This window comes from Paeniglutamicibacter psychrophenolicus, from assembly GCF_017876575.1.
Classification (GTDB): Bacteria; Actinomycetota; Actinomycetes; order Actinomycetales; family Micrococcaceae; genus Paeniglutamicibacter; species Paeniglutamicibacter psychrophenolicus.
Map to the genome: position 1 here is coordinate 837,966 of NZ_JAGIOE010000001.1, position 24,146 is coordinate 862,111.

18 protein-coding genes and 1 pseudogene are annotated in these 24,146 nt (G+C 65.7%); 13 read left to right on the plus strand and 6 right to left on the minus strand.

Translation table 11 applies throughout. The features are described 5' to 3' along the window. Positions 1 to 328: 328 nt before the first annotated feature. From JOF46_RS03675 to JOF46_RS03690, 4 genes are read left to right on the plus strand one after another with little or no spacing between them, the layout of a single operon-like run. Complete coding sequence (locus JOF46_RS03675) at positions 329 to 1,771, plus strand: DUF3375 domain-containing protein (RefSeq protein WP_209906075.1); 1,443 nt, start codon at positions 329 to 331, stop codon at positions 1,769 to 1,771. Then, complete coding sequence (locus JOF46_RS03680; RefSeq protein ID WP_245347987.1) at positions 1,768 to 2,415, plus strand: DUF4194 domain-containing protein; 648 nt, start codon at positions 1,768 to 1,770, stop codon at positions 2,413 to 2,415. The genes JOF46_RS03675 and JOF46_RS03680 overlap by 4 nt, the downstream gene beginning before the upstream one ends. After that, entirely contained in the window at positions 2,412 to 5,936 is a 3,525-nt protein-coding gene (locus JOF46_RS03685; RefSeq protein WP_209906076.1) for an ATP-binding protein, read from the plus strand. The genes JOF46_RS03680 and JOF46_RS03685 overlap by 4 nt, the downstream gene beginning before the upstream one ends. Continuing rightward, positions 5,926 to 7,125, plus strand: a complete 1,200-nt coding sequence (locus JOF46_RS03690; RefSeq protein WP_209906077.1) for a Wadjet anti-phage system protein JetD domain-containing protein — start codon at positions 5,926 to 5,928, stop codon at positions 7,123 to 7,125. Before JOF46_RS03685 ends, JOF46_RS03690 begins: the two co-directional genes overlap by 11 nt. A gap of 7 nt (positions 7,126 to 7,132) precedes the next feature. Here JOF46_RS03690 and JOF46_RS03695 read toward each other — a convergent pair whose 3' ends face one another. The 4 genes and pseudogenes from JOF46_RS03695 to JOF46_RS03705 all read right to left on the minus strand — a co-directional run bounded on the left by JOF46_RS03695 (position 7,133) and on the right by JOF46_RS03705 (position 10,525). Beyond that, on the minus strand, positions 7,133 to 8,050 hold the full coding sequence (locus JOF46_RS03695; RefSeq protein WP_245347988.1) for a HipA domain-containing protein: 918 nt from the start codon (positions 8,048 to 8,050) through the stop codon (positions 7,133 to 7,135). Between the two features lie 12 nt (positions 8,051 to 8,062). Beyond that, positions 8,063 to 8,347 (minus strand): annotated as a pseudogene (locus JOF46_RS22810) (HipA N-terminal domain-containing protein); the annotation flags it as partial. Beyond that, positions 8,344 to 8,967 carry a helix-turn-helix domain-containing protein gene (locus JOF46_RS03700; protein WP_209906079.1) on the minus strand — a complete coding sequence of 208 codons (624 nt, stop codon included), beginning with the start codon at positions 8,965 to 8,967 and terminating at the stop codon, positions 8,344 to 8,346. The gene JOF46_RS03700 and the pseudogene JOF46_RS22810, both read right to left, overlap by 4 nt. A 49-nt stretch (positions 8,968 to 9,016) precedes the next feature. Then, complete coding sequence (locus tag JOF46_RS03705) at positions 9,017 to 10,525, minus strand: SulP family inorganic anion transporter (RefSeq protein WP_209906080.1); 1,509 nt, start codon at positions 10,523 to 10,525, stop codon at positions 9,017 to 9,019. A 393-nt stretch (positions 10,526 to 10,918) separates the two neighbouring features. Between JOF46_RS03705 and JOF46_RS03710 the strand changes: the two genes are divergently transcribed. After that, a complete protein-coding gene (locus JOF46_RS03710; RefSeq protein WP_209906081.1) occupies positions 10,919 to 13,198 on the plus strand; it encodes a helix-turn-helix transcriptional regulator in 2,280 nt (759 codons plus the stop codon). A gap of 220 nt (positions 13,199 to 13,418) precedes the next feature. Next, on the plus strand, positions 13,419 to 14,645 hold the full coding sequence (locus JOF46_RS03715) for an MFS transporter (RefSeq protein ID WP_209906082.1): 1,227 nt from the start codon (positions 13,419 to 13,421) through the stop codon (positions 14,643 to 14,645). A 138-nt stretch (positions 14,646 to 14,783) separates the two neighbouring features. Here the strand turns inward: JOF46_RS03715 and JOF46_RS03720 are convergent, their stop codons facing one another. Next, complete coding sequence (locus JOF46_RS03720; protein WP_209906083.1) at positions 14,784 to 15,701, minus strand: LysR family transcriptional regulator; 918 nt, start codon at positions 15,699 to 15,701, stop codon at positions 14,784 to 14,786. Between the two features lie 208 nt (positions 15,702 to 15,909). Between JOF46_RS03720 and JOF46_RS03725 the strand changes: the two genes are divergently transcribed. Both JOF46_RS03725 and JOF46_RS03730 read left to right on the plus strand, forming a co-directional pair. After that, positions 15,910 to 17,370 carry an aldehyde dehydrogenase family protein gene (locus JOF46_RS03725; RefSeq protein WP_209906084.1) on the plus strand — a complete coding sequence of 487 codons (1,461 nt, stop codon included), beginning with the start codon at positions 15,910 to 15,912 and terminating at the stop codon, positions 17,368 to 17,370. A gap of 143 nt (positions 17,371 to 17,513) precedes the next feature. After that, positions 17,514 to 18,311 carry a dioxygenase family protein gene (locus JOF46_RS03730; protein ID WP_209906085.1) on the plus strand — a complete coding sequence of 266 codons (798 nt, stop codon included), beginning with the start codon at positions 17,514 to 17,516 and terminating at the stop codon, positions 18,309 to 18,311. A gap of 25 nt (positions 18,312 to 18,336) precedes the next feature. Here JOF46_RS03730 and JOF46_RS03735 read toward each other — a convergent pair whose 3' ends face one another. Continuing rightward, positions 18,337 to 18,930, minus strand: coding sequence for a GNAT family N-acetyltransferase (locus JOF46_RS03735; RefSeq protein WP_209906086.1), 594 nt, complete (start codon positions 18,928 to 18,930; stop codon positions 18,337 to 18,339). A gap of 170 nt (positions 18,931 to 19,100) precedes the next feature. Between JOF46_RS03735 and JOF46_RS03740 the strand changes: the two genes are divergently transcribed. From JOF46_RS03740 to JOF46_RS03760, 5 genes are all read left to right on the plus strand, one after another. After that, positions 19,101 to 19,742 (plus strand): GntR family transcriptional regulator, encoded by a 642-nt coding sequence (locus JOF46_RS03740; RefSeq protein ID WP_209906087.1) that lies wholly within the window; start codon positions 19,101 to 19,103, stop codon positions 19,740 to 19,742. A 130-nt stretch (positions 19,743 to 19,872) separates the two neighbouring features. Continuing rightward, the gene (locus JOF46_RS03745; RefSeq protein WP_209906088.1) at positions 19,873 to 20,745 is read left to right on the plus strand and encodes a fumarylacetoacetate hydrolase family protein; all 873 of its coding nucleotides are present in this window, start codon (positions 19,873 to 19,875) and stop codon (positions 20,743 to 20,745) included. Then, positions 20,742 to 21,644, plus strand: a complete 903-nt coding sequence (locus JOF46_RS03750; protein WP_209906089.1) for an alpha/beta fold hydrolase — start codon at positions 20,742 to 20,744, stop codon at positions 21,642 to 21,644. The genes JOF46_RS03745 and JOF46_RS03750 overlap by 4 nt, the downstream gene beginning before the upstream one ends. Before the next feature lie 32 nt (positions 21,645 to 21,676). After that, on the plus strand, positions 21,677 to 22,945 hold the full coding sequence (locus JOF46_RS03755; protein WP_209906090.1) for a metal-dependent hydrolase family protein: 1,269 nt from the start codon (positions 21,677 to 21,679) through the stop codon (positions 22,943 to 22,945). Positions 22,946 to 23,132: 187 nt separating this feature from the next. Then, positions 23,133 to 23,774 (plus strand): NADPH-dependent F420 reductase, encoded by a 642-nt coding sequence (locus tag JOF46_RS03760; RefSeq protein ID WP_209906091.1) that lies wholly within the window; start codon positions 23,133 to 23,135, stop codon positions 23,772 to 23,774. Positions 23,775 to 24,146 lie beyond the last annotated feature (372 nt).

Sequence of the window (24,146 nt, forward strand, 5' to 3'; positions counted from 1 at the left end):
TCTTTAAGTGCCCGGGCGGAATTCCGGGAACGGGGGTCTGTCGCCAGCCTGACGCCGCCGACGAGGAACGTCAAGGGGCGGGCCGGGAAACACGAAGGCAAATGCCTCGTCGTCAGGCAACGCGGCTACCCACGGTCATCAAATGCGACGCCTAACACGTCCCAGAGATGCGAAGCCTGCATGTCGATGACCACGTGTGCAGGGTCCAGCGCGCTTGTCGCGATCGAGGCCCGATATCTCGCGCCACGGCGCCCAATCGTCGCCGAACCTTCCTATGATGATGGGGTGGGCCGGGAAGGGCACCGGCAGAAACGTTGAGGACAGGGACTTGGATTACTACGCCATACAGGGGCTTCGGGAAAACCACCCGGGGTGGGCCTTGCTACGCGCCGACCATGCCCCGCTGCTGGTCGCCTTCTTCGTCGCGGCCTTCATCGAGCCCAACCGCCGCAACATCCCGCGCCGCGAGCTGATCGACGCGCTCGAGGACGTGCTGTTCATGGTCCGCGACGAACAGGGTGATGCAGCGTTCCCGCGCAGCGCCGCGGAATACCTGGACAACTGGGCGGCGCCGGAGAAGGCCTGGCTGCGCAAGTTCTACATCGAGAACCAGGACGACCCGATCTTCGATCTGACCCCCACCACCGAGGACGCGGTGCGCTGGGTGCAATCGTTGCAGGGGCGGGAGTTCGTGGCCACCCAGTCGCGGCTCACCGGCATCTTCGCACTGCTCAAGACCCTGGTGCAGGGCTCGGAAACCGATCCCGAAGTTCGCCTGGCGCAGCTGGAGGCCGAACGCGCGGCCATCGACGCGAAGATCGAGGCTGTCGCGGCCGGGGACATGCCGGTGATGACCGGCCCCGAGGCGCTTGACCACTACCAGCAGCTGCGCGCCCAGGCCCAGGACCTGCTCTCGGACTTCCGCGAGGTCGAGGCGAACTTCCGCGACCTGGACCGCAAGGTCCGCGAACGCATCGCCACCTGGGAGGGAAGCCAGGGAGAGCTGCTCGATGCGATCTTCACCAACCAGGAGGACATCTCCGGGTCCTTGCAGGGACGCACCTTCCAGGGGTTCTGGGACTACCTGATGTCCCCGGCGCAGCGTGCCGAACTGTCCGACCTGCTGGAAAAGACCACGCAGATCCCCACGCTGGCGACCGTTGACGGGGTGGGGGAGATCGTGAACCTGCAGCGCGACTGGCTGCCGGCGGTCGAGCAGACCCAGGGCACCGTGCGCCGCCTCTCCTCGCAGATGCGCAGGCTGCTCGATGACAAGGTGTTCCTGGAGAACAAGCGCATCATGCAGCTGATCCGCAGCATCGAATCCAACGCGCTGGCGCTGCGCAACGACCCGCCGTCCGGCACCGTCACCGAGATCGCGGCGCAGCAGGCGGAGATCACCCTTCCCTTCGAACGCCCCCTCTACAAGCCAGGAACCCAGGTGGTCATCGACGATGCGGTGGAGCTCGCCGAGGACACCGAGGTCGATTCCAGCGCGCTCTTCGACCAGTTCTATGTGGACCGTGCCGAGCTGCAGGCGAACATCGACGAGGTCCTGGGCCAGCTGCCGCAGGCCAGCCTGGGACAGGTCCTGGAGCTGCACCCGCTGGCCAAGGGGCTGGCCGAGGTCGTCACCTACTTCCAGATCGCCGCCGAATCCGGCTGGGCGGACATCGACGCCTCGCGCACCCAGACCCTTTCCTGGACCACCAGCACCGGGGCGCGGCGCGAAGCCACGGTGGAACACGTTACCTTTGTGAGGCCCGAATGAACCTGGACGATGCATTGCCCTTCGAGATGGATGCCGATGCGGTTGCGGGCGCTGACCAGGGCGCGATCGCACCGACTGCGTCCGATGCCCTCTCCCTGGTGCTCACCCACCTGCTCAGGGGCGTGGTCTACCGCGAGGCCGATCCCAAGCTGTGGCAGGCGCTGGGGGAGAACATTGCCACGGCCCGGGACTATGTCGCGGTGCTCGGCCTGGAGCTCTTCCACGACGACATCGAGGGCTACGCGTTCCTGCGCTCGAACCAGGACGAGGACTCCAAGCTGCCGAGGCTGGTCGCCCGCCGGCCGCTGACCTTCCACGTCTCGCTGCTGCTGGCGCTGCTGCGGGTGCGGCTGGCCGAGTTCGACCAGCAGACCTCCGAGAGCCGGTTGGTGATGTCCCGCGAGCAGATCGCGGAGATGGTCTCGGTGTTCATGCCCGAAACCAGCAACGAGGTGCGCCTGTTCGACCAGCTGAACACGTCCATCAAAAAGGTCGCGGAGCTGGGCTTCCTGCGCAAGCTGCGCGGCACCGATGACCACTACGAGGTCCAACGGATCATCAAGGCGTTCGTGGATGCGCAGTGGCTGGGCGAGCTTGACGCGCGGTTGGCCGACTACCGCACGGCCCTGGAAGGAACGAAATGAACCAGATGAACGCCTTCGGGGACCAGGACTCGCTGTTCGGGCAGGAGCAGGAGACGCTTTTTGCCGAAGCGCTGCAGCATCCCCATGGCCAGACGTCCCACGGCCAGGGGTTGGATGCGGTGGCCAGCAAGGAAACACCCGAGGTCACCAGGGCGTCGGTGCCGCAGGCCGAGGCCTTCGAGTTCGAGGGCCTGGAACCCGGATTCCGCCTGCGCCGGCTCGAGATCCTGAACTGGGGCACCTTCGACGAGGAGGTTCGCCGCTTCATCCTGGACGGGAAGAACTCGCTGCTGACCGGGGACATCGGCTCGGGCAAGTCGACGGTGGTCGATGCGATCACCACGCTGCTGCTGCCGGCGCACCGGATCGAGTTCAACAAGGCCGCGGGCGCGCAGAAGAAGGAACGCAGCCTCATGTCCTACGTGCGGGGCTTCCACAAGTCCGAGCGCGGGGGCGGCGAATCCTCCAAGCCGGTCGCGCTGCGCAAGCCCGGCTCCTACACCGTGGTGCTGGGCGTGTTCGGCAACGCGGAAATGGACAAGGCCGTCACCCTCGCGCTGACGTTGTGGGCCACCCAGGAGGCGGGCCAGCCCAACCGCTTCTACTCGCTGGCCGAAGGCGAACAGTCAATCACAGGGGACTTTGCGAACTTCGGAGGGGAACCCCGGAAGCTCAAGAGCCGGTTGAAAACCGATGGGGTCAAGACCTTTGATGCTTTTGAGCAGTATGAATCGGAGTTCAAGCGCCAGTTCGGGATCACCGGGTCCCAGGCCATGGACCTGTTCCACCGCACGGTGTCGATGAAACAGGTGGAGAACATCACCAGCTTCGTGCGCACCAACATGCTCGACGACGATGACGTGGCGGAGCGGCTCAAGAACCTGATCCTGCACTTCGACGATTTGAAGAAGGCGCACGACGCGGTGCGCCGGGCCAGGGACCAGATCGAGATGCTCGTCCCGGTCCGCGAGCACTCGGCCCGGCACCGCGAACTGGATTCGCAGGAGAAAACCAGCCGCGCGCTGCGCGACGAGCTGACCCCGTGGTTCATGTCCAGGCAGCTGGAATTGAGCCTGGAACACCAGGCGGAGCTTGGGCGCACCGCACAGCGGCTTCACCGCGAGTCGGAGGCCAAGAAGGCGCAGGCGGCCACGGCCCAGGAGCAGTTGGCCGTGATCCGCGATGACATCCGCACGCAGGGCGGCGGGAGGCTTGCCGCCATCGATTCGGAGATCCATGCGGCGCGCGCCGCACGGGAACGACAGAAAACCAAGGCCGCAAGCTACGGCGCTTCGGCCGCGTTGCTTGAGCTGGCCGAGGTGCGCGACCAGGTCGATTTCGACGCGAACGTCGCCGCGCTGCCGGAAACCACCAAGCGGCTGGCTGACGAAACGGCGGCACTGAACCAGGACCACGGCGAGCTGCTGGGCCAGGTTCGCGAGGCCGCCGCGGAGGAAGCCTCGCTCAAGGAAGAACACGCGTCCTTGCAGGCGCGAGCCAACCTGCTGCCGCGCGAGCAGCTGGAAATCCGCCACCGGCTCTGTATGGCGACCGGCATCGACGAGGCGGTGCTCCCGTACATCGGCGAGCTGCTGCGCGTGCGCCCGGGCGAGCAATTGTGGGAGAGCGCCGCGGAGCTGACGCTGCGCGGATTCGCCCTGTCGCTGCTGGTGCCCCAGGAGCACTATGCCGCGGTGTCCAGCTGGGTGGATGCGAACAACCTGCGCGGGCGGCTGGTCTACCGGAAGGTCGACGCGGAACCCGTGCGCGCCGTGGAGCAGCGGCCCGGGACGCTGGCGTCGAAGGTGGAGATCAAGGCCGGCACGCACTTCCGCGCCTACCTGGCCGCGGAGCTGAACAAGCGCTTCGACCACCAATGCTGCGAATCCCTGGAGGATTTCCGCCGCCACCCGCGGGCGGTGACGCCCAACGGGCAGCTCAAGACCGGCGGCGGGCGCCACGAGAAGGACGACAGGCCCGCGAGCCGGGACCGCCGGAACTTCGTGCTTGGCTGGGACAACCACGAGAAGATGGCGATGGTCCGCCGGCTCATGGAGGAGAGCGCGGCCAGGCGCCTGGGATTCGAGCGGCGCGTCGCTGCGCTGCTGCAGAAGCTTGGCGACCTGGGGTTGGCCCAGCGCGCGGTGGGCACCGTGCAGGGCGTGGAGTCTTTCGCGGAGATCAGCTGGCAGCTCACCGCACGAACGATCGACGGGCTCGAAGCCGAGCACCGGGAACTGTCCGGTGCCAATGACCAGCTGTCGCTGCTGGCCACCAAGGAAGCCGAGCTGGTGCTGGGCCTGAAGAAGCTGCAGGACCAGTCGGAGGTGCTGCTCGACCGAGGTGGACGGAACAAGCAAGCCCTCGAGGACATCGAAGCGGCGATTGCCGGATGCCGCGAGTCCCTGGCCGAAACCCCGGCCAGCAGCGACAGCGGGGTCCTGGTCCAGCTGGCGCGATTGACCACCGAAGCGCTGGGCGATGCCGAGCTGAGCTACCGCAACACCACGACCACCGAGCGAACGGTGCGCGAGCAGCTGACCACCCGCATCGACGGCTTGAACCGGCAGGTGATCAGGGCCGGGGAAAACACGCTGAACAGGATGTCGGAGTTCAGGGCCAAGTATCCCGAGGAATGCACGGACATCGACAATTCGCTGCAGGCCGCCGGGGAATTCACCGCACTGCTCGAGAAGCTCCAGAAGGACGACCTGCCGCGCTTCGCCACCCGCTTCAAGGAGGCGCTGAACCAGAACACCATCAACGAGATCGTTGCGTTCAACGCCTTCCTCGATGCACGCAAGACCGACATCACCGGACGCATCGGGCAGATCAACGCTTCCCTCGCGCAGATCGACTACAACGCCGGCCGGCACATCCAGCTGGAGCACGACCAGTCCACCGATCCGGAAATCAGGGAGTTCATCGTGGATTTGCGCTCCTGTTCCGAAGGGACGCTGGGGGAGTCCGAGCAGTATTCGGAGCTGAAGTTCGCGCAGGTCTCCAAGCTGGTGGAGCGCTTCCGCGGCCGCGACGGGCTGAGTAGCCTGGACCAACGGTGGACGGCGAAGGTCACCGACGTGCGCAACTGGTTCACCTTCAGCGCCTCCGAACGTTGGAGCGAGACGGGCGAGGAATTCGAGCATTTCACCGATTCGGGCGGCAAATCCGGCGGGCAGAAGGAGAAGCTTGCCTACACGATCCTCGCCGCGGCGCTGGCCTTCCAGTTCGGGCTCGGCGGACGCAAGTCCGGCAAGACCGAGGCCAAGCGGAACTTCAGGTTCGTGGTGATCGACGAGGCCTTCGGCCGGGGCTCGGACGAGTCGGCCCGCTACGGGTTGGAGCTGTTCCGGCAAATGAAACTGCAGTTGCTGATCGTCACCCCGCTGCAGAAGATCCACGTGATCGAGCCGTTCGTGGCGCACGTGGGGTTCGTCGACAACCCCTCCGGACAGGCATCGCACCTGCGGAACATGAGCATCGAGGAATACCGGGCCCAGAAGGAACTCCGTGGCAAATAGGGTTGCGCCATGGACTGGCGTGGCAGGGCTGCGGGACGTGTGCCTGAAGTCATGGGACCGCGGGGATATGCTGCGCGAATTGCTGGAGCCATCGGATGCTTATCCGCGCCGCCGCGCCTTGAAGGCGCCGACTGCCGGCGAACTGCGCCAGCGCTTTGCCGAGGTGAAGGACTGGGCCCGGGAGCTGCATGCCGGGGCCGGGCACTACCGCCTGGAAACCCGGAGCATCGGGCACCAGAGCGTCGGGGCGAACGATGTCCCGCAGGCGGCACGTTTTGATTCCGTCGCCGACGAGATCGCCTTCGCGGGCAAGGGCAGGGATGCGGCGGCGTTCCTGAAATTTGCCGCCGCGCTCGAAGCGGCGGAACCCGGCCTCCGCCCGTGGGTGCTGGCCAAGCCGTTCCAGCTTCTGGAGCTGGGCCCAGAGACCCTGGTGGTCGCACGGGTCGCCCGATGGCTGGTGGAGAACCCGGAACCGGGCATCTACGTGCGCCAGCTGGCCCTTGCCGGTGTGCACACCAAGTTCGTGGAAAAGCACATGCGGTCCATCGACGAGATGGTCGCGGTCCTCACCGGCGCTGCGGCCCCGCGCAGCTCCTCGATGAAGTCCTTCAGGGCACGTCACGGCTTTACGACCGAGCCCGACACCGTGCGCATGCGCGCGCTGCCCGGGATCCTGAACGCGCCGGGCGGGGCCGAGGACGTGGAAATCGCCGCCGAGGCCTTCGAAAACCTGGCGCTGCCGGTGCAGCGGGTGATAGTCACCGAGAACAAGACGAACTTCCTGGCGCTGCCGTTGATGCCCGGCACGCTCATCGTTTTCGGTGGCGGTTACGGGTTCAGCGGGCTGGGCGCCGCCGGGTGGGTTGGCGGCTGCGACGTCGTTTATTGGGGAGATTTGGACACGCACGGCTTTGCCATCCTGAACCAGCTGCGTTCGCACCACCCGCATGTGCGCAGCGTCTTGATGGACCAGGAAACGCTGATGGACCACCGCGGATTCTGGGGCGTCGAGATGAGCCCGTCGAAGGGGATTCCCGCCCACCTGGATGCGGCCGAGGCCCGGCTCTTCGGCGAACTGGCCTCGGGCGTCCACGGGGAGCGGATCCGGTTGGAACAGGAACAGGTCAACTGGGACTATGCGCTGGCGCGCATCGGGGATGCCTGCGGGTGGGACGTCGCGGAATGACGGCAGGTCAGTTGGCCCGCGATGCCTTCTCGACATTGCGGCCGACGACCGCGCCGAGCAGCTTGGCCTGGTGTGGTGGGAGCGTCGACCATGCTTCGTCAAGGTTTTCCCCAACCGATAAGGCGATTTCCAGGACCCGGGCACCCAGCTCGTCCTGGTCGAATCCAATTCGCTTGGCAAGCTTGCGCCAGTGGGAGAGGCTGACCGCCTGGGATTGCCGGGCGCCGGCAATCCGCATGGCAAGGTCCTGGTCGTATTGCGGATAGAGCGCCACGGGTACCGCGTCGTACAGGGGCGCCAGGGAGATGCGGCCCGGACTAAGGAGCACCGAGTAGTTCTTCGCGTGTGCGTCTGCATTTCCTATCAGGGTATTGAAAACAACCTGATCGAGGAACGTGCGGCGCATGCTCCCCTCGCGGTCCACGTCGGAAAGTTTCCGAAAAGCTTGCTCCACGGTGATGTTGTACTTGTCCGCCGGCCCGATTCCCAGGGCTTGGGCGAGATCCTCGGTGTGCAGGCGCCGAGAGAAAACCGAGTTGTCCTGCCGGGCCCTGTCGAAACGCCTGACGATAAATGCTTGGTGGTCCTCAACATGAAGAACCTGGGCCGAGGCGGCTTCAATGCCGATCGTGCGGGCCAACTCGAGCGCCGCGACCTCTGCGTGCTCGATGCCCTCAAGCCGTGGTGCCCCCGGCTTGACGATGTGTGTCGAGGGGACGCTTTCGTTGGACCAGTACCAGTCGCCGTCGATGTCGGCCAGCGCGAATTTACCTTGGGTTCCCGCCAGGGAAAAGCGCGCGGGAGCATCCAGCGGGATCCACGCATCTGCATCGAGCTTGATGCTATTGATCCGGTCGGCAAGATCCCGGTCCAGAATTGGGTTCAGCAATGGCTCATGGTTCGACAGGCTGGTTCCTTCGGGCAAGAGCACAAGTTCGCCGGCCAGGTCCCCGCCGGCCTTGGCCAACAAGCCATAGGCCGATGTGTCTACGGCTTCGTAGGCCAGGGCCATGCGGGTCCGCGTATGTTCAGCGTCAGGCAGCAGATTATCCAAGAAACGCTGGGCTGCAAGCCTGGATCCGCTGCCGCCGCGGGGGAGCGATAGTGAGATGGGGGTGGCCGTTGCATCCTCGTCGTAGAGGAATCGCACCGGTTGATTCGGGCCAAAGATGAACTGGCCAACGTGGTGGTCTTCGAGCCAGGCCTCGAGTACCCGGGTCATGCTGCCGCCGGATTCGGGAGTGCAGTTGGCTGGATATTCAGCACGCGGAGAATTCTGCGGCTCGGCGAAGGCAAGGGCAAACGTATGGCGCGTTCGATCATCTTCAGATCCGCCAGGGATACTTGGGCCTTGTCCGCCAGTTCGGCCTGGGTGAATCCTTGGACAAGGCGTTCGGAGGAAACGATGTCAGCAAGGTCCTCGGGCTTGCGGAGGTACTCATGTCGCGTCCTGTGCAGGGACTCGAAGACGTAGGCAGAGTTTCCAGCGAGGGCGTGTTCAACCAAGTTGGTGCCGAAGTTCAATGGGCCGGAATGCTTGCCACCCCACCAATCGATGAGCAGCACCGCAGGGTTGTCGGACGCGCGCAGTTCGGCAATGCGCTTGGCCGTGCGTTTGCGGTCCTGGCCCGTCAAGCCGGTGAGGCTTCGGTTGTGCAGTGCCCGTGACAGGACCAGCCGCGAATGTTCGGATAGCGGCCGGCGCTCGGCCCGGCGGAGCTGAAGGTCATCGATCTGCCAGGCGCGCCCGACCTTCCGCGCCTTGAGTTTGCCTTGCTGGATCAGGGCTCGCACGCGTCGTTCGGTCACACCGAGGGCCTTGCTTGCTTCGCCGACGTTCATGACACAAGTATACCGCTGGGCTTGTGTACCCGGATAGGAGCCGGGGCAATCAGCCCAGGTGACCAGCCATCCGTTGGCGCATGGCCGCGCTGGCCTCGTTCAGCCCGGTGATCTCGGCCGATTTGCCGGAGGCAGCGTACTTGGCGGTGATGGACTCGAGCGCGGCAAGCGTCGAGACGTCCCAAAGGTGGGAGGCATGCATGTCGATGACAACGTGGCCCGGGTCCAGTGCGTACTCGAACTGCGTGTACAAGTCGTTGGACGAGGCAAAGAACAGCTCGCCGTTGACGGTGTAGGTGGCGGTGTCGCCCGTGGCATCCACGGTGCGGGTGACAGTGACGAAGTGCGCCACGCGACGGGCAAAGAGCACCATCGCCGACAGCACCCCCGCGCCCACCCCGATGGCGAGGTTGTGGGAGAAGACCGTGGCCAGCACCGTGATGAGCATGACCGCGGTTTCGCTCTTGGGCATCCGGCGCAGCGTGGAGGGGCGGATGGAATGCCAGTCGAAGGTCGCCCACGAGACGAAGACCATCACAGCCACCAGCGCGACCATGGGGATCAGCGCGACCACGTCGCCGAAGGCCACCACCAGGACCAGCAGGAACACGCCGGCCAGGAACGTGGAGATCCGTGTGCGTGCGCCGGAGGCCTTCACGTTGATCATGGTCTGGCCGATCATCGCGCAGCCGCCCATGCCGCCGAAGAACCCGTTCACCAGGTTCGCCACGCCCTGGCCCCAGGCCTCGCGGGTCTTGTTGGAACGGGTGTCGGTCACGTCGTCGACCAGTTTGGCGGTCAGCAGGGATTCGAGCAGGCCCACGATGGCCACTGCCAGCGCATACGGAGCGATGATTTTGAAGGTCTCGAACGTCAAGGGGAGTTGCGGGAAGAACAATTCGGGCAGTGAGGAAGGCAGTTCGCCCTTGTCGCCCACGGTAGGCACCGTGAGGGAAGCGAAAACCGTGATGAGCGTGAGCACCACGATCGCGACCAGCGGGGCCGGGACCCTGGTGGTGATCCGCGGCAGCCCGAAGATGATCAGCAACGCCAGGCCCAGCAGCGGGTAGACAAGCCACGGGACATTCATGAGCTCGGGCAACTGCGCCACGAACACCAGGATCGCCAGCGCGTTCACGAACCCGACCATGACCTGGCGGGGGATGAAGCGCATCAGCTTGGCCACGCCCAGCACCGCCAACAGCACCTGGAAAACACCCGCGAGCAGGATCGCGGCGACCAGGTAATTCACGCCGTGGCTTGCCACCAGCGGCGCAATCACCAGTGCCACGGCACCGGTTGCAGCCGAGATCATCGCAGGGCGTCCGCCGGCGAACGCGATGGTCACCGCCATGGTGAAGGCGGAGAACAGGCCCACGCGAGGGTCGACCCCGGCAATGATGGAGAACGCGATCGCCTCGGGGATCAGCGCGAGCGCCACCACCAGCCCGCCGAGGATCTCGACACCCAGAAGCCTCGGGGAGCGCAGCGTGCGCAGCACCGACTGGCGTTCCAGGGGCGTCGGCGCAATGGCCGGGGTGGCGGGCAGGGAAGGCATGAAGGGATTCCGTTCAGAATGATTGCGGCCATGTGGCAGGGGATCGAGCCCAATTCTAGGGGAACGCGGGCGGGCAGGCCCGGCCATGCATCGGACAGGACAATGGCGAGCGCACGCGGGTTCATGCCTGGGTGCGCCGCGGAGGCGGGACGATGCAGCGGAATTCCGCGCTCGTTCAGGTCTGGAGAAGGCCTTGCAGCTGCTGTCCTAGAGGGTCAAATCGGCGAATCTTCGCTTAGGATGAGGTATCAAATTGCCCGTCGCCCTGTGGCGTGGGCGGCATGCTTGGAAGATCGAGTGCAGCTGCCGCGTGGGCGCACCAGGGAACATGGCGAGTGCAAGGGGGAAAGTGGCATGGGGGCCGCACCCGGACGGCGGGACGTTCATCCATCCATGGCCAGGTTCCTGGCTTGGGACGACGGGACCTGCAGGCTGCTGTTCATCCGCTCCGCGGCCGGCACCGGCCGCGGATATTTTGCGCGCTCGTGGATCGGCAACCGTGACGGCGAAGTGCTGGACTGGTCGGCCGGGGGCCTCGACGAAGCCGCCGAAACGGAGCGGCTGCTCCAGCGGCTTCGCGCGGATGCCACGCTGCACCTGGCCGTCATCCTGGCCCCCGGGGCTTCCCTGTGGGACCTGTCCTCCCGAACCCCCTGCCTGGTGGCGAAGCACCGCGACCTGCTGCTCGATGCCCGGGAAACCGCTCGGCTTGTTGGCACGCATGCCACCGCCGGCGGGGACCAAGGCATCCATGAACTCTCCGGAGGATGGCTTGCCGCGGCCCAGGCCCTTGCGGCCGACCCGAAGGCCGGTGCCCGCGCACAACAGATCATCCGCCGCGGGCTGGCCGCCTGGCTGGCCCACCGCGACCCCGGCGGGGCGTTGTCCGAGGCCGGATTCCTGCCTGCATTCGACAGGCGCACCGTCGAGGCGTTCTACGGGGAATTTTCCCCGGTGGTGCACACTCTGGAGGAACTCGTCGAGGCGGGCCTGGTTCAGGAGGACGGCCGCGGCGGCTGGATGATGCCGGCCATGGTTCGCCAGGTGCTGGTGGAGCGGGTCGGGCTGCGCGGGCATGAGCTGACCTCCGCCCTGGAGCAGGCGTCCGTCAACGCGATGGCCGCAACCCGCGGGGTTGGCGCGGCGGTGGATTCGGCCGTGGCGCGCCACAGCTGGAGCGCACTGCTGAACCTGCTGCTGGAGCATTGGGTGGACATATTCCTCGGAAACCCGCAGCAATTGGGTGCGGTTGCAGCCAAGGTCCCACCCTTCATCGCCGCGCAGACCGAGTACATGCGCATCGGCCTGCGGTTCCTGGGCCAGACCGACCGCGACGGGATGGCCCTCCAGCTACCGGGGTTCGAGCCCGACTACGCCACAAACCAAACGGCCCAGCGACTGCGCCGCGACGCCCAGCGGCTCTACGCCAAACCCGACAACCAGGCCCTGGCCGTGGGCCTGCTGGAGACGGGCCACCTGCGGATGGAGGGGCTCTATCCGGAAGCGGCCCACGCCGCCAAGCGCCTGCTCGAGGCGCTGCATCGGGCCCTTGACACCCAGAAGCTCAACCCGGCACTGGTTTCTTGGGTCGAGTTGCAGGCCGGCATCTCCCTGCAGCTGGCCGGGTTCGACCTCCAGGCGCGCCAGGCCTACGAACGGGGCTTCCACTGGGCCCAGGTCTCGGGCAAGGCATTCCTGCTGGCGGACCTGGCCGGCAAGCTGGCGCTGATCAATATCCTGGAAGGCGACAGTGCCTCCGCGGAGCGCTGGCTGGCCGAGCACGACGTCGCCGTCGGGGACGTCGGCTGGGGCCGGACGGTGGCGGAGCGCACCGCCGCGATGGCTCGCGCCTACCTGGCGCTGGCCCGGCTCGACTATGCGGGTTTCGAGGAATTGATGGGAACCCTGCCCCCGAAGCCGGACAACGATGAATTCTGGGCGGCGCATGCCCAGTTGCTGGCGCTGCGGAAAATCAACGCCGGGCTGTCGGATGCGGCACGGGCGCTGGTCTCCTCGCTGCGCCAGGAGCGCCGCTACGCATCGGCCTCGCCGCTGGCGCAGAGATTGTTCGACGATACGCTCATGCTGGCCGAAATCCTGGAACGCGGGGGCATGCGCACGGGAACCGCAATCGGGGCCGAACATCGGGATCCGCTGCTGCTGGCTCTCGGGCACCTGCTCAACGGCAATCCCGACGCGGCGCTGGCTGCCCTGCAGGACGTTCCGCTCACCCGTGGCATGCGTCGGCGGGGAAACCTTGCACTGTATCTGGATCTTGCCGCCCGGAACCCGGAGGGTCCGACGCCGCAGGCGTTGCAACGCGTGCGGCGGCTGCATCGGGACTCGGGGGTTCTTTATGAAATCTCCATCCTGGGATTGGTCCCCGGGTGGTCCGAAGTGGGCCGGGCCCTGCAGCTTGAGCCCGAGGAATTCCAGCGACTGGGCTACGCGCTGGATCTTGCCCCCGCACCATTGCCAAGGCGCCCGGTGCTCACCGCGCGCGAGCAGGAAGTGCTGCGGCAACTGCGTGCGGGAATGACCCGCCGCCAGATAGCCGAGGCGGATTACCGGTCGGAAAACACCGTCAAGACCCAGATGCGAAGCCTCTATCGGAAGCTGGAGGCCTCGGACGTGGAGCACGCGTTGGAGCATGCGCGGAACTGGGGACTCTGAGGCATCCCGTGCAACTGCCTGCGCGTTAACCGGTATTCCGGTGCACCGCCTCCGGACCGCGCCGTCCGTGTCCGGTTCCATGAGCACATAGATTTTTTCTATGTGTGGTGCACGCCGCATCTATTGGACAATATAATGCGAGCCTAGGCACACTGGGTGGTGATGGGTGCCATAGATCTCGTGGTTCCCGAACATCTTGACCTAAGGTTCCACACACTCCATGAAATCCACCCGCAATAAATGGATCGTTGCCCTGTGCTGGCTGACGGTCGTCTTCGAGGGCTTCGACATCGTCGCCCTATCCGCTTCGATTCCCCAGCTGATCGATACCGCGTACGCCGGGATCACCGCGCTTGACGCGACCTTCATCGCCACGATTTCGCTGGTTGGCGTCGGTGCCGGCGCCGTGCTGATCGGCCCGATCTCGGACCGCTACGGACGCCGCAACCCGCTGATGGCCTGCGTGCTGATCTTCTCGATCTTCACCATCCTCTTCCCGTTGATGCCCAGCATTGCCCTTCTGGCCACGGTGCGCATGATCGCGGGCCTCGGCATGGGCGCATGCATGCCCGTGGCCATCACCATGATGCAAGAAGCCGCGGCCTCCAACGCCCGCGCGCACTCCGCGACCATCACCATGACCGGTTACCACGTCGGCGCAGTGGCCGCATCGCTCTTCGCGATCCTTGCCCACGCCGACTGGCACCTGCTCTTCTACATCGGCGGTGCCCTGGGGCTGGTGGTGCTCCCGTTCATGTATGCGAAACTGCCCGAAACCCACGCAGTCGGCCTTAAGGACATCGGCACCAAGGCGCCAAAGTCCAGCGTGGCGACGCTGTTCTCCGGCGGGCTTGCCCGTTCGACCATTGGCCTGTGGATCGCAGCCTTCATGGGGCTGCTGCTGGTGTACGGGCTGAACACCTGGCTGCCGCAGCTGATGCGCGGGGCCGGATACAACGTCTCGGACTCCTTGGTGCTGCTGCTGGTGCTCAATGTCGGCGCCATCGCCGGCCTGCTGGTGGGCGGACGCATTGCCGACAAGCGCGGCGTCAAGGGCACCACGATGTTCTGGTTCACGGCAGCCGCGGTGCTGCTGGCACTGCTGTCCATCCGCATGGAAAGCTCGCTGCTGCTGAACTCAGTGGTCCTGGTGACCGGCTTCTTCGTCTTCTGTGCACAGGTGCTGGTCTACGGGTTCGTCGGCTACATCTACCCGAAGCACGTGGTCGGCACCGGCATGGGCATGGTTGCAGGTGTCGGGCGACTGGGCGCCATCGCCGGTCCCGGCATCACCGGACTGCTGGTGGCCAGCGGCCACGCCTACCCGTGGGGCTTCTACCTCTTTGCCGGGGCGGCGCTGCTGGGCATGCTCGCCGTGGCCATCATCCCCAAGCCGGCCGCGCACAAGGATGTCGACGAGCCGGCGCTCGAAACCCAGGAGGCGTAGCGGCGTTTCCCGGGGCAGGAGCCGCCGCCTGGGGGAAAGTTCCGGATAGGCAATGGGGGCGTGGTGCCCGGGGGATTCGCTGGTGCGAAAACCCACGGGGACCGCGCCCCTTGTTTGTGCCCGGGAACTTGCGCCGGCTCAGTGCCCCGCCGGTCCCAGCGCCGAAGGCATCTCTCGCAGCGCCTCGCGCACCAGCTCGCGGAACCAGAGCACCGGCCCGCCCGCGGCGATCTTGTGGTCGGTGTAGAGATCCACGGAGAAGGCGGGGCTGTCCACCGGAAGTTCCCGGTATACCAGGGGCCACTGCCGGCAGAAGCGCTCGGCGATCTCCAGCGGCACCACGGAGGCCAGCGAGGATTCCAGCTGCACCGAGGGCAGCACGGAGAAGTGGTGCACGCGCAGGGCCGTGCGCAACGTGATCCCCGATTCGCCCAGCCTCTCCTCGATCTGGCCGTGCCCGGCCGTGGGGTCGATGGTGACGAACCCCAGCGCGTCGAATTGCTTGTGTGTGAGCTTGCCCTGTTTCGGGGCCATGGCGCGCGGCAGCAGGCAGACGTACCTGTCCTTGATCACTCCCTCGCGCCTCGCGCCGCCGCCGAGCACCAGCGAGGTCAGTACGGCGTCGACCTGGCCGTGGGCCAGCCAGTGCGGGATGTGCCCCACGGTCATGGGCACCGATTCGAGGTTGGCGGCCGGTGCCAGCGCGGCCAGGCGGGCCATGATCGGCGGCAGGAAGATGACCTCGCCGATGTCCGAGAGGCAGATGCGGAAGGTCCGCGTCGTGGTGGCCGGATCGAAGGCTGCGTTCGAGTCCACGGCGGCGTCGATGTTGTCCACCGCGGTGCGAAAGACCTGGAAGAGATCGTTGGCGCGGGCGGTGGGTTCGAGTCCGCCGGGACCGCGGACAAAGAGCGGGTCGCCGAGCTGGCTCCGGAGCCTGGCCAGCGTATGCGAGACCGTCGGCTGGGTGAGCGAGAGTTCCTGTGCCGCCCGGGTGACGCTTCTGGCCTCGTAGATTTCCAGGAAGGTGCGCAACAGATTCAGGTCCAGGCTCATGAGCCAACTCTATCGAAGCGATCGATGGTCGGTTGCTCGTGAATTCGTTGGACTGATGCGTGGTCCTGGCATAGCGTGGGCATGGGGCAGGTCATACGCGGGGGAGGAGCTGAAGGTCAGCACCAAAAAAGATGATTCCACGTCCCGCGGGCCCGCGCCGACCCCCGCCGGAACGACGCATCCAAGTCCACCAGATAAGGAACCAAAAGTGCCACTGCTTGAAGAATCACTCTGGAACTCGAAGATCAACGTCAATGGCTGGGTGCCCGGCGGTGCCGGCACCCAGGATGTCGTGGAGCCGGCCACCGGGAACGTGCTTGGCGTACTGGGAGTGGCCTCCGCCGATGACGTGCTGCGTGCCTCCGCCGCGGCCGCCAAGGCCCAGGTTTCCTGGGCAGCGAAAAAGCCCGAGGAGCGGGCGGCGGTGCTGCGCAAGGCAGGTCTGCTTTGGGAAGAGCACGCGGAGGAGATCGACGGCTGGCTGGTGCGCGAGTCCGGCGGCATTCCCGCCAAGGCCGCCCTGGAGACACACACCGCGGCCAACGAATGTTTCGAGGCCTCTGCCCTCCCCTCGCTGCCGGCGGGGGACGTGCTGACCACCAATGAGGAACGCTGGTCCTTCGCGCGCCGCCGCCCTGTCGGCGTGGTCTCGGTGATCGCGCCGTTCAACTTCCCGCTGATCCTGGCCATCCGTGCAGTCGCCCCGGCGCTGGCGCTGGGCAACGCGGTGCTGCTCAAGCCGGACCCGCGGACCTCGGTCTGCGCGGGGGTGTCGATCATGCGGATCTTCGAGGAGGCCGGGCTGCCCGAAGGGCTTTTGCACCTGCTTCCCGGAGGCGCGGAGGTCGGTGCCGCCGTCGTCGAAGCCCCCGAGGTGCGGGTCATCGCGTTCACCGGTTCCACGGCCGCCGGGCGCAAGATCGGCGAAAGCGCCGCCCGGCTGCTCAAACGCGCCCACCTCGAACTGGGCGGCAACAGTGCCATGATCGTGCTGCCCGGCGCCGACTTGGCCAAGGCGGCCTCCGCCGCCGCGTTCGGTTCGTTCATGCACCAGGGCCAGATCTGCATGGCCACCGGGCGGCACATCGTGCACCAGGACATCTATGAGGACTACGTGGCGGCGCTGGCCGAAAAGGCCAAGAACCTGCCAATGGGAGATCCGAAGTCGGGAATCGTCGCGATTGGCCCGGTCATTGACGGGCGGCAGCTGGAGCGGATCGATTCCATGGTGCAATCGGCGGTTGCCGGGGGCGCGCGGCTGGCCGCCGGAGGGACGCGCGGCGAAGGCTGGTTCTACCCGCCCACGGTCCTTGCGGACCTGGACCCGGAGCACGATGCCTGGAAGGAGGAGATCTTCGGTCCGGTCGCCCCGGTGCGTAGCTTCTCCACCATCGAGGAGGCCATCGAGATGGCCAACTCATCGAGCTATGGGCTTTCGCTCTCGATCCTCGGGGACGTGGGGATGGCCATGAAGATCGCCGACAGGGTTGAATCCGGCAAGGTCCACATCAACGAGCAGACCGTCTCCGACGAAGCCAACTCGCCCTTTGGCGGGGTCAAGGACTCCGGCAACGGCGGGCGCATTGGCGGGGCGGCGGCCAACATGGAGGCCTTCACCGAAACCCAATGGCTGACCATGCGTCCCGAAATCGCGCCATATCCGTTCTAGGTCAGGACACCACTGGGGAAGGCCCACGCGGTTCAATGGAACCGCATGGGCCTTCCCGGCTCGCTGTGCGACAGGATGAGTCAAGGGCCAATTACTACCGGCAAATACTTGAAGCATCAACTAATTTCGTTTAGGCTGGTCCCATGACTACTGCAACCGACCGCCCACCGGTTCTCTTCCTCTCCCATGGCGCGCCGCCCCTGGCCGACGACGCGACCTGGACCTCCCAGCTGGCTGGCTGGTCGGGGACCATGGAAAAGCCCAAGGACATCCTGATGATCTCCGCGCACTGGGAAAACGCACCCGTGTCGCTGAGTGCCACCAACCGGAAGCAGGAACTGGTCTACGACTTCTGGGGTTTCCCGCAGCACTACTACGACGTGCGCTACGACGCGCCCATGGCACCGGAGCTGGCCGACGAGGTCGCCCGGCTGGCCGGCAATCACGGCCACCACGTGGAGCGAGACGAGACCCGCGGCCTGGACCACGGCGCCTATGTGCCGCTGAAGGAAATGTTCCCCGACGCGGACGTGCCGGTGGTGCAGATGTCGATGCCCACGCTGGATCCGCAGGGATTGTTCGAGCTCGGAAAGTCGCTGGCCCCGCTGCGCGACCGCGGCACCATGATCATTGGTTCCGGTTTCACCACCCACAACCTGCGCTGGTTCAACCCCGCGGGCGGCCCGGATGTCGCTCCGCCGGCGGCCTCGAGCGAATTCGACCATTGGGCCGAAGAGGCCATGACACGCGGGGATGTGGACTCGATCCTCGACTTCCTGCACAAGGCACCGGCCGCCCGCGAGGCGCACCCGCGTTCCGAGCACTGGGCTCCGCTCTACGTTGCCCTCGGTGCGGCATATGCCTCGGGAGGCATCGAGGCCAAGACCGCGATCGACGGCTTCTGGTTCGGGCTTTCCAAGCGTTCCTGGTCGCTGACCTAAAAGCCGGTCGGGCCCGAAAGCGGCGTCAGAGGTCGCGGCGTATGATGAGCCGCGGCATCCGGCTGGCCACCGCGTCGGTGGTGCCGATGACCTTGAACCCGGCATGTTCAAACATCGCCCGGGTGCCGACGAACGCCATCGTAGTGTCCATCCTTCCGTCCGGATCCACGGGGTGGGCCTCGATGGCCGGCGCCCCGCGGGAGGCCGCATAGGCGATGGCACCCTCGAGCAGGTGCTCGGTGACGCCCTGCCTGCGGTGACCGCTGCGCACCACCACGCAAATGATGCTCCACACCGGGACCTCGTCCACGGGCCGGATGAGCTTGGAGGCCGCCAGCAGCGGGATCTCGGCGCGCGGGGAAATGCTGCACCACCCGACGGGCTCGCCGTCCCGGTAGGCGATCACCCCGGGCGGGTTGTCCCGCTCGCAAAGTTTGCGCATGGCGGTTTCGCGGTTGCCTCCGCCGAGCTCCTCGATCTCCTTGGCCCGCAGGCGGTGCGAGAGGCACCAGCAGTGTGGTTCCCTGCGGGTTGGATTGATGACGTCGGCGAAGTCCTCGAAACGGTCAGGCGTGACCGGATGGGTTTCCCAGTGCCGGCTCGTTGGGTTCTCGGTCATGGGACCATTCTGACGTTCCACCTGCGTCTTCGGCCAGCCTGCTGCTGCATCGACGGCGACAGTCGAGGCAAGCGGCGGGACCTGGATGCGGCACCGAATTCGTTCCCTCGGGATCTCCTGCCCCTTGCGGGAAGAATGAACCTGCATGGAAGCTGTGAAAGACTGGCAACATGTCGACCTCTTCAGCTTTTGAAAACGAGAGCCTCTCGGAGAAGGTCAAACGAACCATCGTGGACCGAGTCGTTGACGGCACCTACCCTCCCGGCATGCGCCTGGTGGAGCTCCAGCTCGCAAAGGAATTCGGCGTCAGTCAGGCCCCCGTGCGCGAGGCGCTCCGAGAGCTGTCCACCACTAGACTGGTCGAAAATATCCCGCGCCGCGGAACATTCGTCCGTGCAGCAACACAGGATGACCTCTCCGAGGTCTATTTCGTCCGTCTGGCGCTGGAGGGAACCGCGGCGGCGGCGGCGTACCCTGCACTTCATGCCGATCCCTCACCACTGCGCGAGGCGTTGGCCGGCATGCGAGAGGCCGCAGCAAGCAATGATGCCCACGGCATAGCGAGGTACAGCACGCAATTCCACCGGGCAGTTGTCGCGGCCACCGGGAACAGGCTCATGACCGAGATCTGGGATTCACTTTACGTCGAGGCCCGGACCATGGCGACGGTCGTGCGTGGCCACGTCGACCTGGAAACAGCCGCAGAAGCACACGTCCCGATCCTGGAGGCTTTCGAATCCGGTACGCCGGAGCTTTGTACCAGCCTCGTCATTGCCCACCAGCACGAGTACTCCATCCTCCCCCAGGGATAGCGATCCGGCCTCCGAGAGGTGGCCCGGGCAAACTTTTAGTCCCCGGATTTGCACAAACCCTTGTGGTGCGGAGCACACGTACGTATGGTTGCGTTATCAATTATCGATAATCGATCAAAAAGGGGTCGTCTTGAAATTCGTCACTTTCAACCACCGCGGGACGGAACACGCAGGTGTTCTGAACGAAGAGGGCACAGGGGTGATTCCCGTGCCCGGCTCGCAGGACCTTCTCTCGCTCATCGACAACTGGACCGAGGCCGCTTCGCAGCTGGCAACGGTGACAGGCCCGGCCATCAACCTCGCCGATGTCGAGCTGCTTGCCCCGATCCCGGTTCCCCGCCGCAACATCTTCTGCGTCGGACGCAACTACGTCGAGCACGCCAAGGAATTCGCGAACTCCGGCTACGACGCCACCGCCAGCGCCACCGCGCAGCCGGAATACCCGGTCGTGTTCACCAAAGCGCCCTCCACCGTGATCGGCACCGGAGCCGATATCGACCCGCACACCGGCGTCACCTCCGAGCTCGACTACGAGGCGGAACTTGGCGTCATCATCGGCATCGGGGGCCGCGGCATCAGCCGGGCCGATGCACTGGACCACGTCTGGGGCTACACGATCATCAACGACGTCACGGCCCGCGACCTGCAAAAAGACCACAAACAGTGGTTCCTCGGCAAGAGCCTGGATACCCACGCACCCATGGGTCCCTGGGCCGTGACCCGCGACGAGATCGGCGACGGGCCTCTGGATCTGCACTGTTCGGTCAACGGCGAAACGCGCCAGAAGGCGACCACCGCCGACCTGATCTTCGACATCCCCACCATCATCGAAACCATCAGCGCCGGCATCACGCTGCAGCCGGGGGACATCATCGCCACCGGCACCCCCGTTGGCGTCGGCATCGGTTTCACCCCTCCACGTTTCCTGGGCACCGGGGACGTCGTCGAAATCAGCATCACCGGGCTGGGCACCCTGAGCAACCGGATCGGTGAGGGACGATGACGGCCACGGCCATCACCTCAGGACTGACGCTCGTTGGCTCGAAGCGGCTTTTCATCGAAACCGCCGGCACGGGGCCCGACATTGTCATGGTCCACGGCCTGGGCGGCACCACGAACTTCTTCGAACCCCTGGTCGCTTCCCTGGCCGACCGGTTCAGGGTCGCCCGATATGACTTCAATGGCCACGGGCGCTCACCGTTGGCCGAGGAACTGACGCTGGAATCCCTGGTAGCCGAGCTGGCCCTGGTCATCGAATCCCGGACTGTCTCCGGACGCGCGCACCTCGTGGGCCACTCGATGGGAACCCTCATCGTCCAGCAACTTGCATCGACCCGTCCGGACCTCGTCCAGGACGTTGTCCTCCTTGGCCCGGTCCGCGAGCAAGCCCCGGCGGCGCAGGACGCCACCCGTGCCCGCGCAGCACTGGTGCGTGACAAGGGCATGGTGGCCGTGGCAGACGCTATTGCCAACGGCGCCACCGCCGCCGAGGCAGCGATCGAGAACCCGTTGGTCAGGCCGTTCGTCCGCGAAATGCTCCTCGGCCAGGACCCGGAAGCCTACGCCCAGGCCTGCGAGGCCCTCGCGGGTGCCCGCAACCCGGACCTGTCCACCATCGAATCCCGGGTGCTGCTCCTGACCGGAAATGAGGACAAGGTCAGTACCCCGGCCGCCAACGAAGCCATGGCGGCAGAACTCGATCGGGCCGAAATGCTTGTCGCGCCGGGAACCGGACACTGGACGGTGCCGGAGGCACCCGACTTCGTCGTCGCCGCGGTGCTGGATTTCCTCGCCGACGCCCGCCGGCTGCCGACCCCGTCAAAGACTTGCGCTTGCAGCAGCGACGGGTGCACCTCGGGCCGCACAAAAACCATCACCATTCCCATTCGCAAAATCGACTAACCCTGCCACTCCAAGATAAGGACAACGAAGTCATGTCAACAATCCTCTTCACCAACGTCAATATCCTCGACAGCACCGGAGCCCAGCCCTTCCTCGGCGAAGTGCTCATCGTGGAGGAACGCATCGCGGAAGTCCGCCCCGGCACCGGCAACCTGCCGCGCGAAGGTGCACAGGTCATCGACGGCCGCGGCCAGACCCTCATGTCCGGGTTGTGTGATGCGCACACCCACTTCACCTGGAACGACGGGGACCTCAACGGGCTGGAAACCATGCAGGTCGAAGAACACCTGCTCCACACCGTCCAATCCGCCAAGGCCTACATCGACTACGGCTACACGATGTGTTTCGGCGCCGCCAGCGCCAAGAAGCGCCTTGACGTCGTGGTCCGCAACGCCATCAACGCCGGCGATATTCCCGGCCCCCGGTACCTGGCCAACGGGCAGGAAGTCGCCACCACCGCCGGCGACCTCGTCCCCGGCATCACCCAGATCGCCGACGGGGTCGAGGAGATGCGCAAGGTAGTCCGCGAAACCATTGGACTGGGCGTGGACCAGATCAAGCTAAGCATCTCCGGCGAGGAAATCACCGGTTCCAAGGCCGCCACCGACACCTACATCACCGAAGAGGAACTCCAGGTCGCCGTCGATGAGGCCCACCGCCGCCACGTGCGGGTCTGCACCCATGCCCGGAGCCGCGATTCGGTCATCATCTCCTTGAAGACCGGCGTGGACATGATCTACCACGCCTCCTACATCGACGACGAGGGCATGGACATGCTCGAGGCCGCCAAGGACCGTGTCTTTGTGGCCCCGGCCATCAACTGGCTGGTCGCCACGCTCCATGACGCCGAGGCCTTCGGCTACTCGCATGAGGCCGCAGAACAAGCCGGCTACGCCCGCGAACTCGACATCGCCGTCAAGGCCATCCGGGAGATGCGCCGCCGCGGAATCCGTGTCCTGCCGGGAGGGGACTACGGATTCGCTTGGACCCCGCGGGGCACCTACGCCCGGGACCTGGACCACTTCGTCAAGCTCTTCGGCTACACCGAAATGGAAGCCATCATCGCCGCCACCGCCCTGGGTGGGGAACTGTTCCAAAAGCCCAACGAACTCGGCAAGGTCCTGCCCGGCTTCTACGCCGACCTGATCCTGGTCGACGGCAACCCGCTCGAAGACATCACCATCCTGCAGGACCTCACCAAGCTCACTGCAGTCATGAAAAACGGTGAGTTCCACCGCGAACCGGTGGACCACGTCGTCTCGAACCCGGAAACCGCCGACCTGGCCATGTCCCGGAACTGATGGGTTTGCGTACGGCTCCGGCCTTTGGCCGGAGCCGTACGCATGGTCCGCAAGTAGACGCTCCTACACGAATCCCCAATAACAGGCCCTCGACCTCATGCACGGTGGGTTCCTTTGACGTGGAGAGGCGCCGCGTCATGCTGCGTCAAAAAGGAATGGGCGCGGCTGCCGCCCCGTTGAACCCTGCATGACTACCATCGGAATCATCGGAGCAGGGCACATCGGATCGCAGATCGCACGCAAGGCCGTGCAGCTGGGATACGACGTGGTCATCGGCAACTCGCGCGGGCCGGAAACCCTCGCGGAACTGGTGGCCGAACTGGGGCCGCGCGCACGCGCGGCCACCGCGGCACAGGCGGGGGAGGCGGCCGACTTTGCCGTCGTGACCATCCCGCTGAAGAACTACAAGGCTCTACCCGCCCAAACGCTGGCGGGCAAGGTCGTGATCGACACCATCAACTACTACTGGGAGCGTGACGGCCACATCGACGCGCTGGATGGGGGCGTGGCCACGACCTCGGGCCTGGTCCAGGAGCACCTGGCCGACTCGAAGGTCGCCAAGGGCTTCAACCACATCCTCGCGGCGGACATCGCCACCACAGGTTCGGCGGCCTGCACCGAGAACCGCAGGGCGCTGGCCACGGCCAGCGACCACGAGGACGCCGCGGCGTTGGTGACCCGGCTGTACGAAGAATTCGGGTTCGACACCGTGCAGATCGGCCCGCTGGCCGAGAGCTGGCGGGTGGAACGCGACCGCCCGGCCTACGGGGTGCGGCAGAATGCGGCAGAGCTGAAAGCGAACCTGGCCAAGGCCCAGCGGGTCGTATAGAGGGCTCCGCCATCCGTTGGAAGGCTCCCCAGATTGCCCAGCGGGCACGTTGATGCCCGATCATGGCTGGAAGGGATATGCCGGGCGGAGCCACCTGCCAGACTTCATCCGTGCCTCCGCACGCGGATATCCACAACAGAGCTCAAGCTTCCCCATGACAGTTGGCCACCGCGGCACTATGGACATTCCGGATGTCCATTGTGGTTCGTAGGGGGCACCGGATGCCCAATCCATGAAGGATAGGCTGCCTGGCGGCAGACTGGTATCGCCGGAGTACGGAGGTGGATGAGGGTGTGGCGACGAAAGTGGTGGTCGAATTTTGCGGCCGGAGTGGGGGGCGCAACGTTAGGGGCGGTGTTTGGCCGCCTGTTG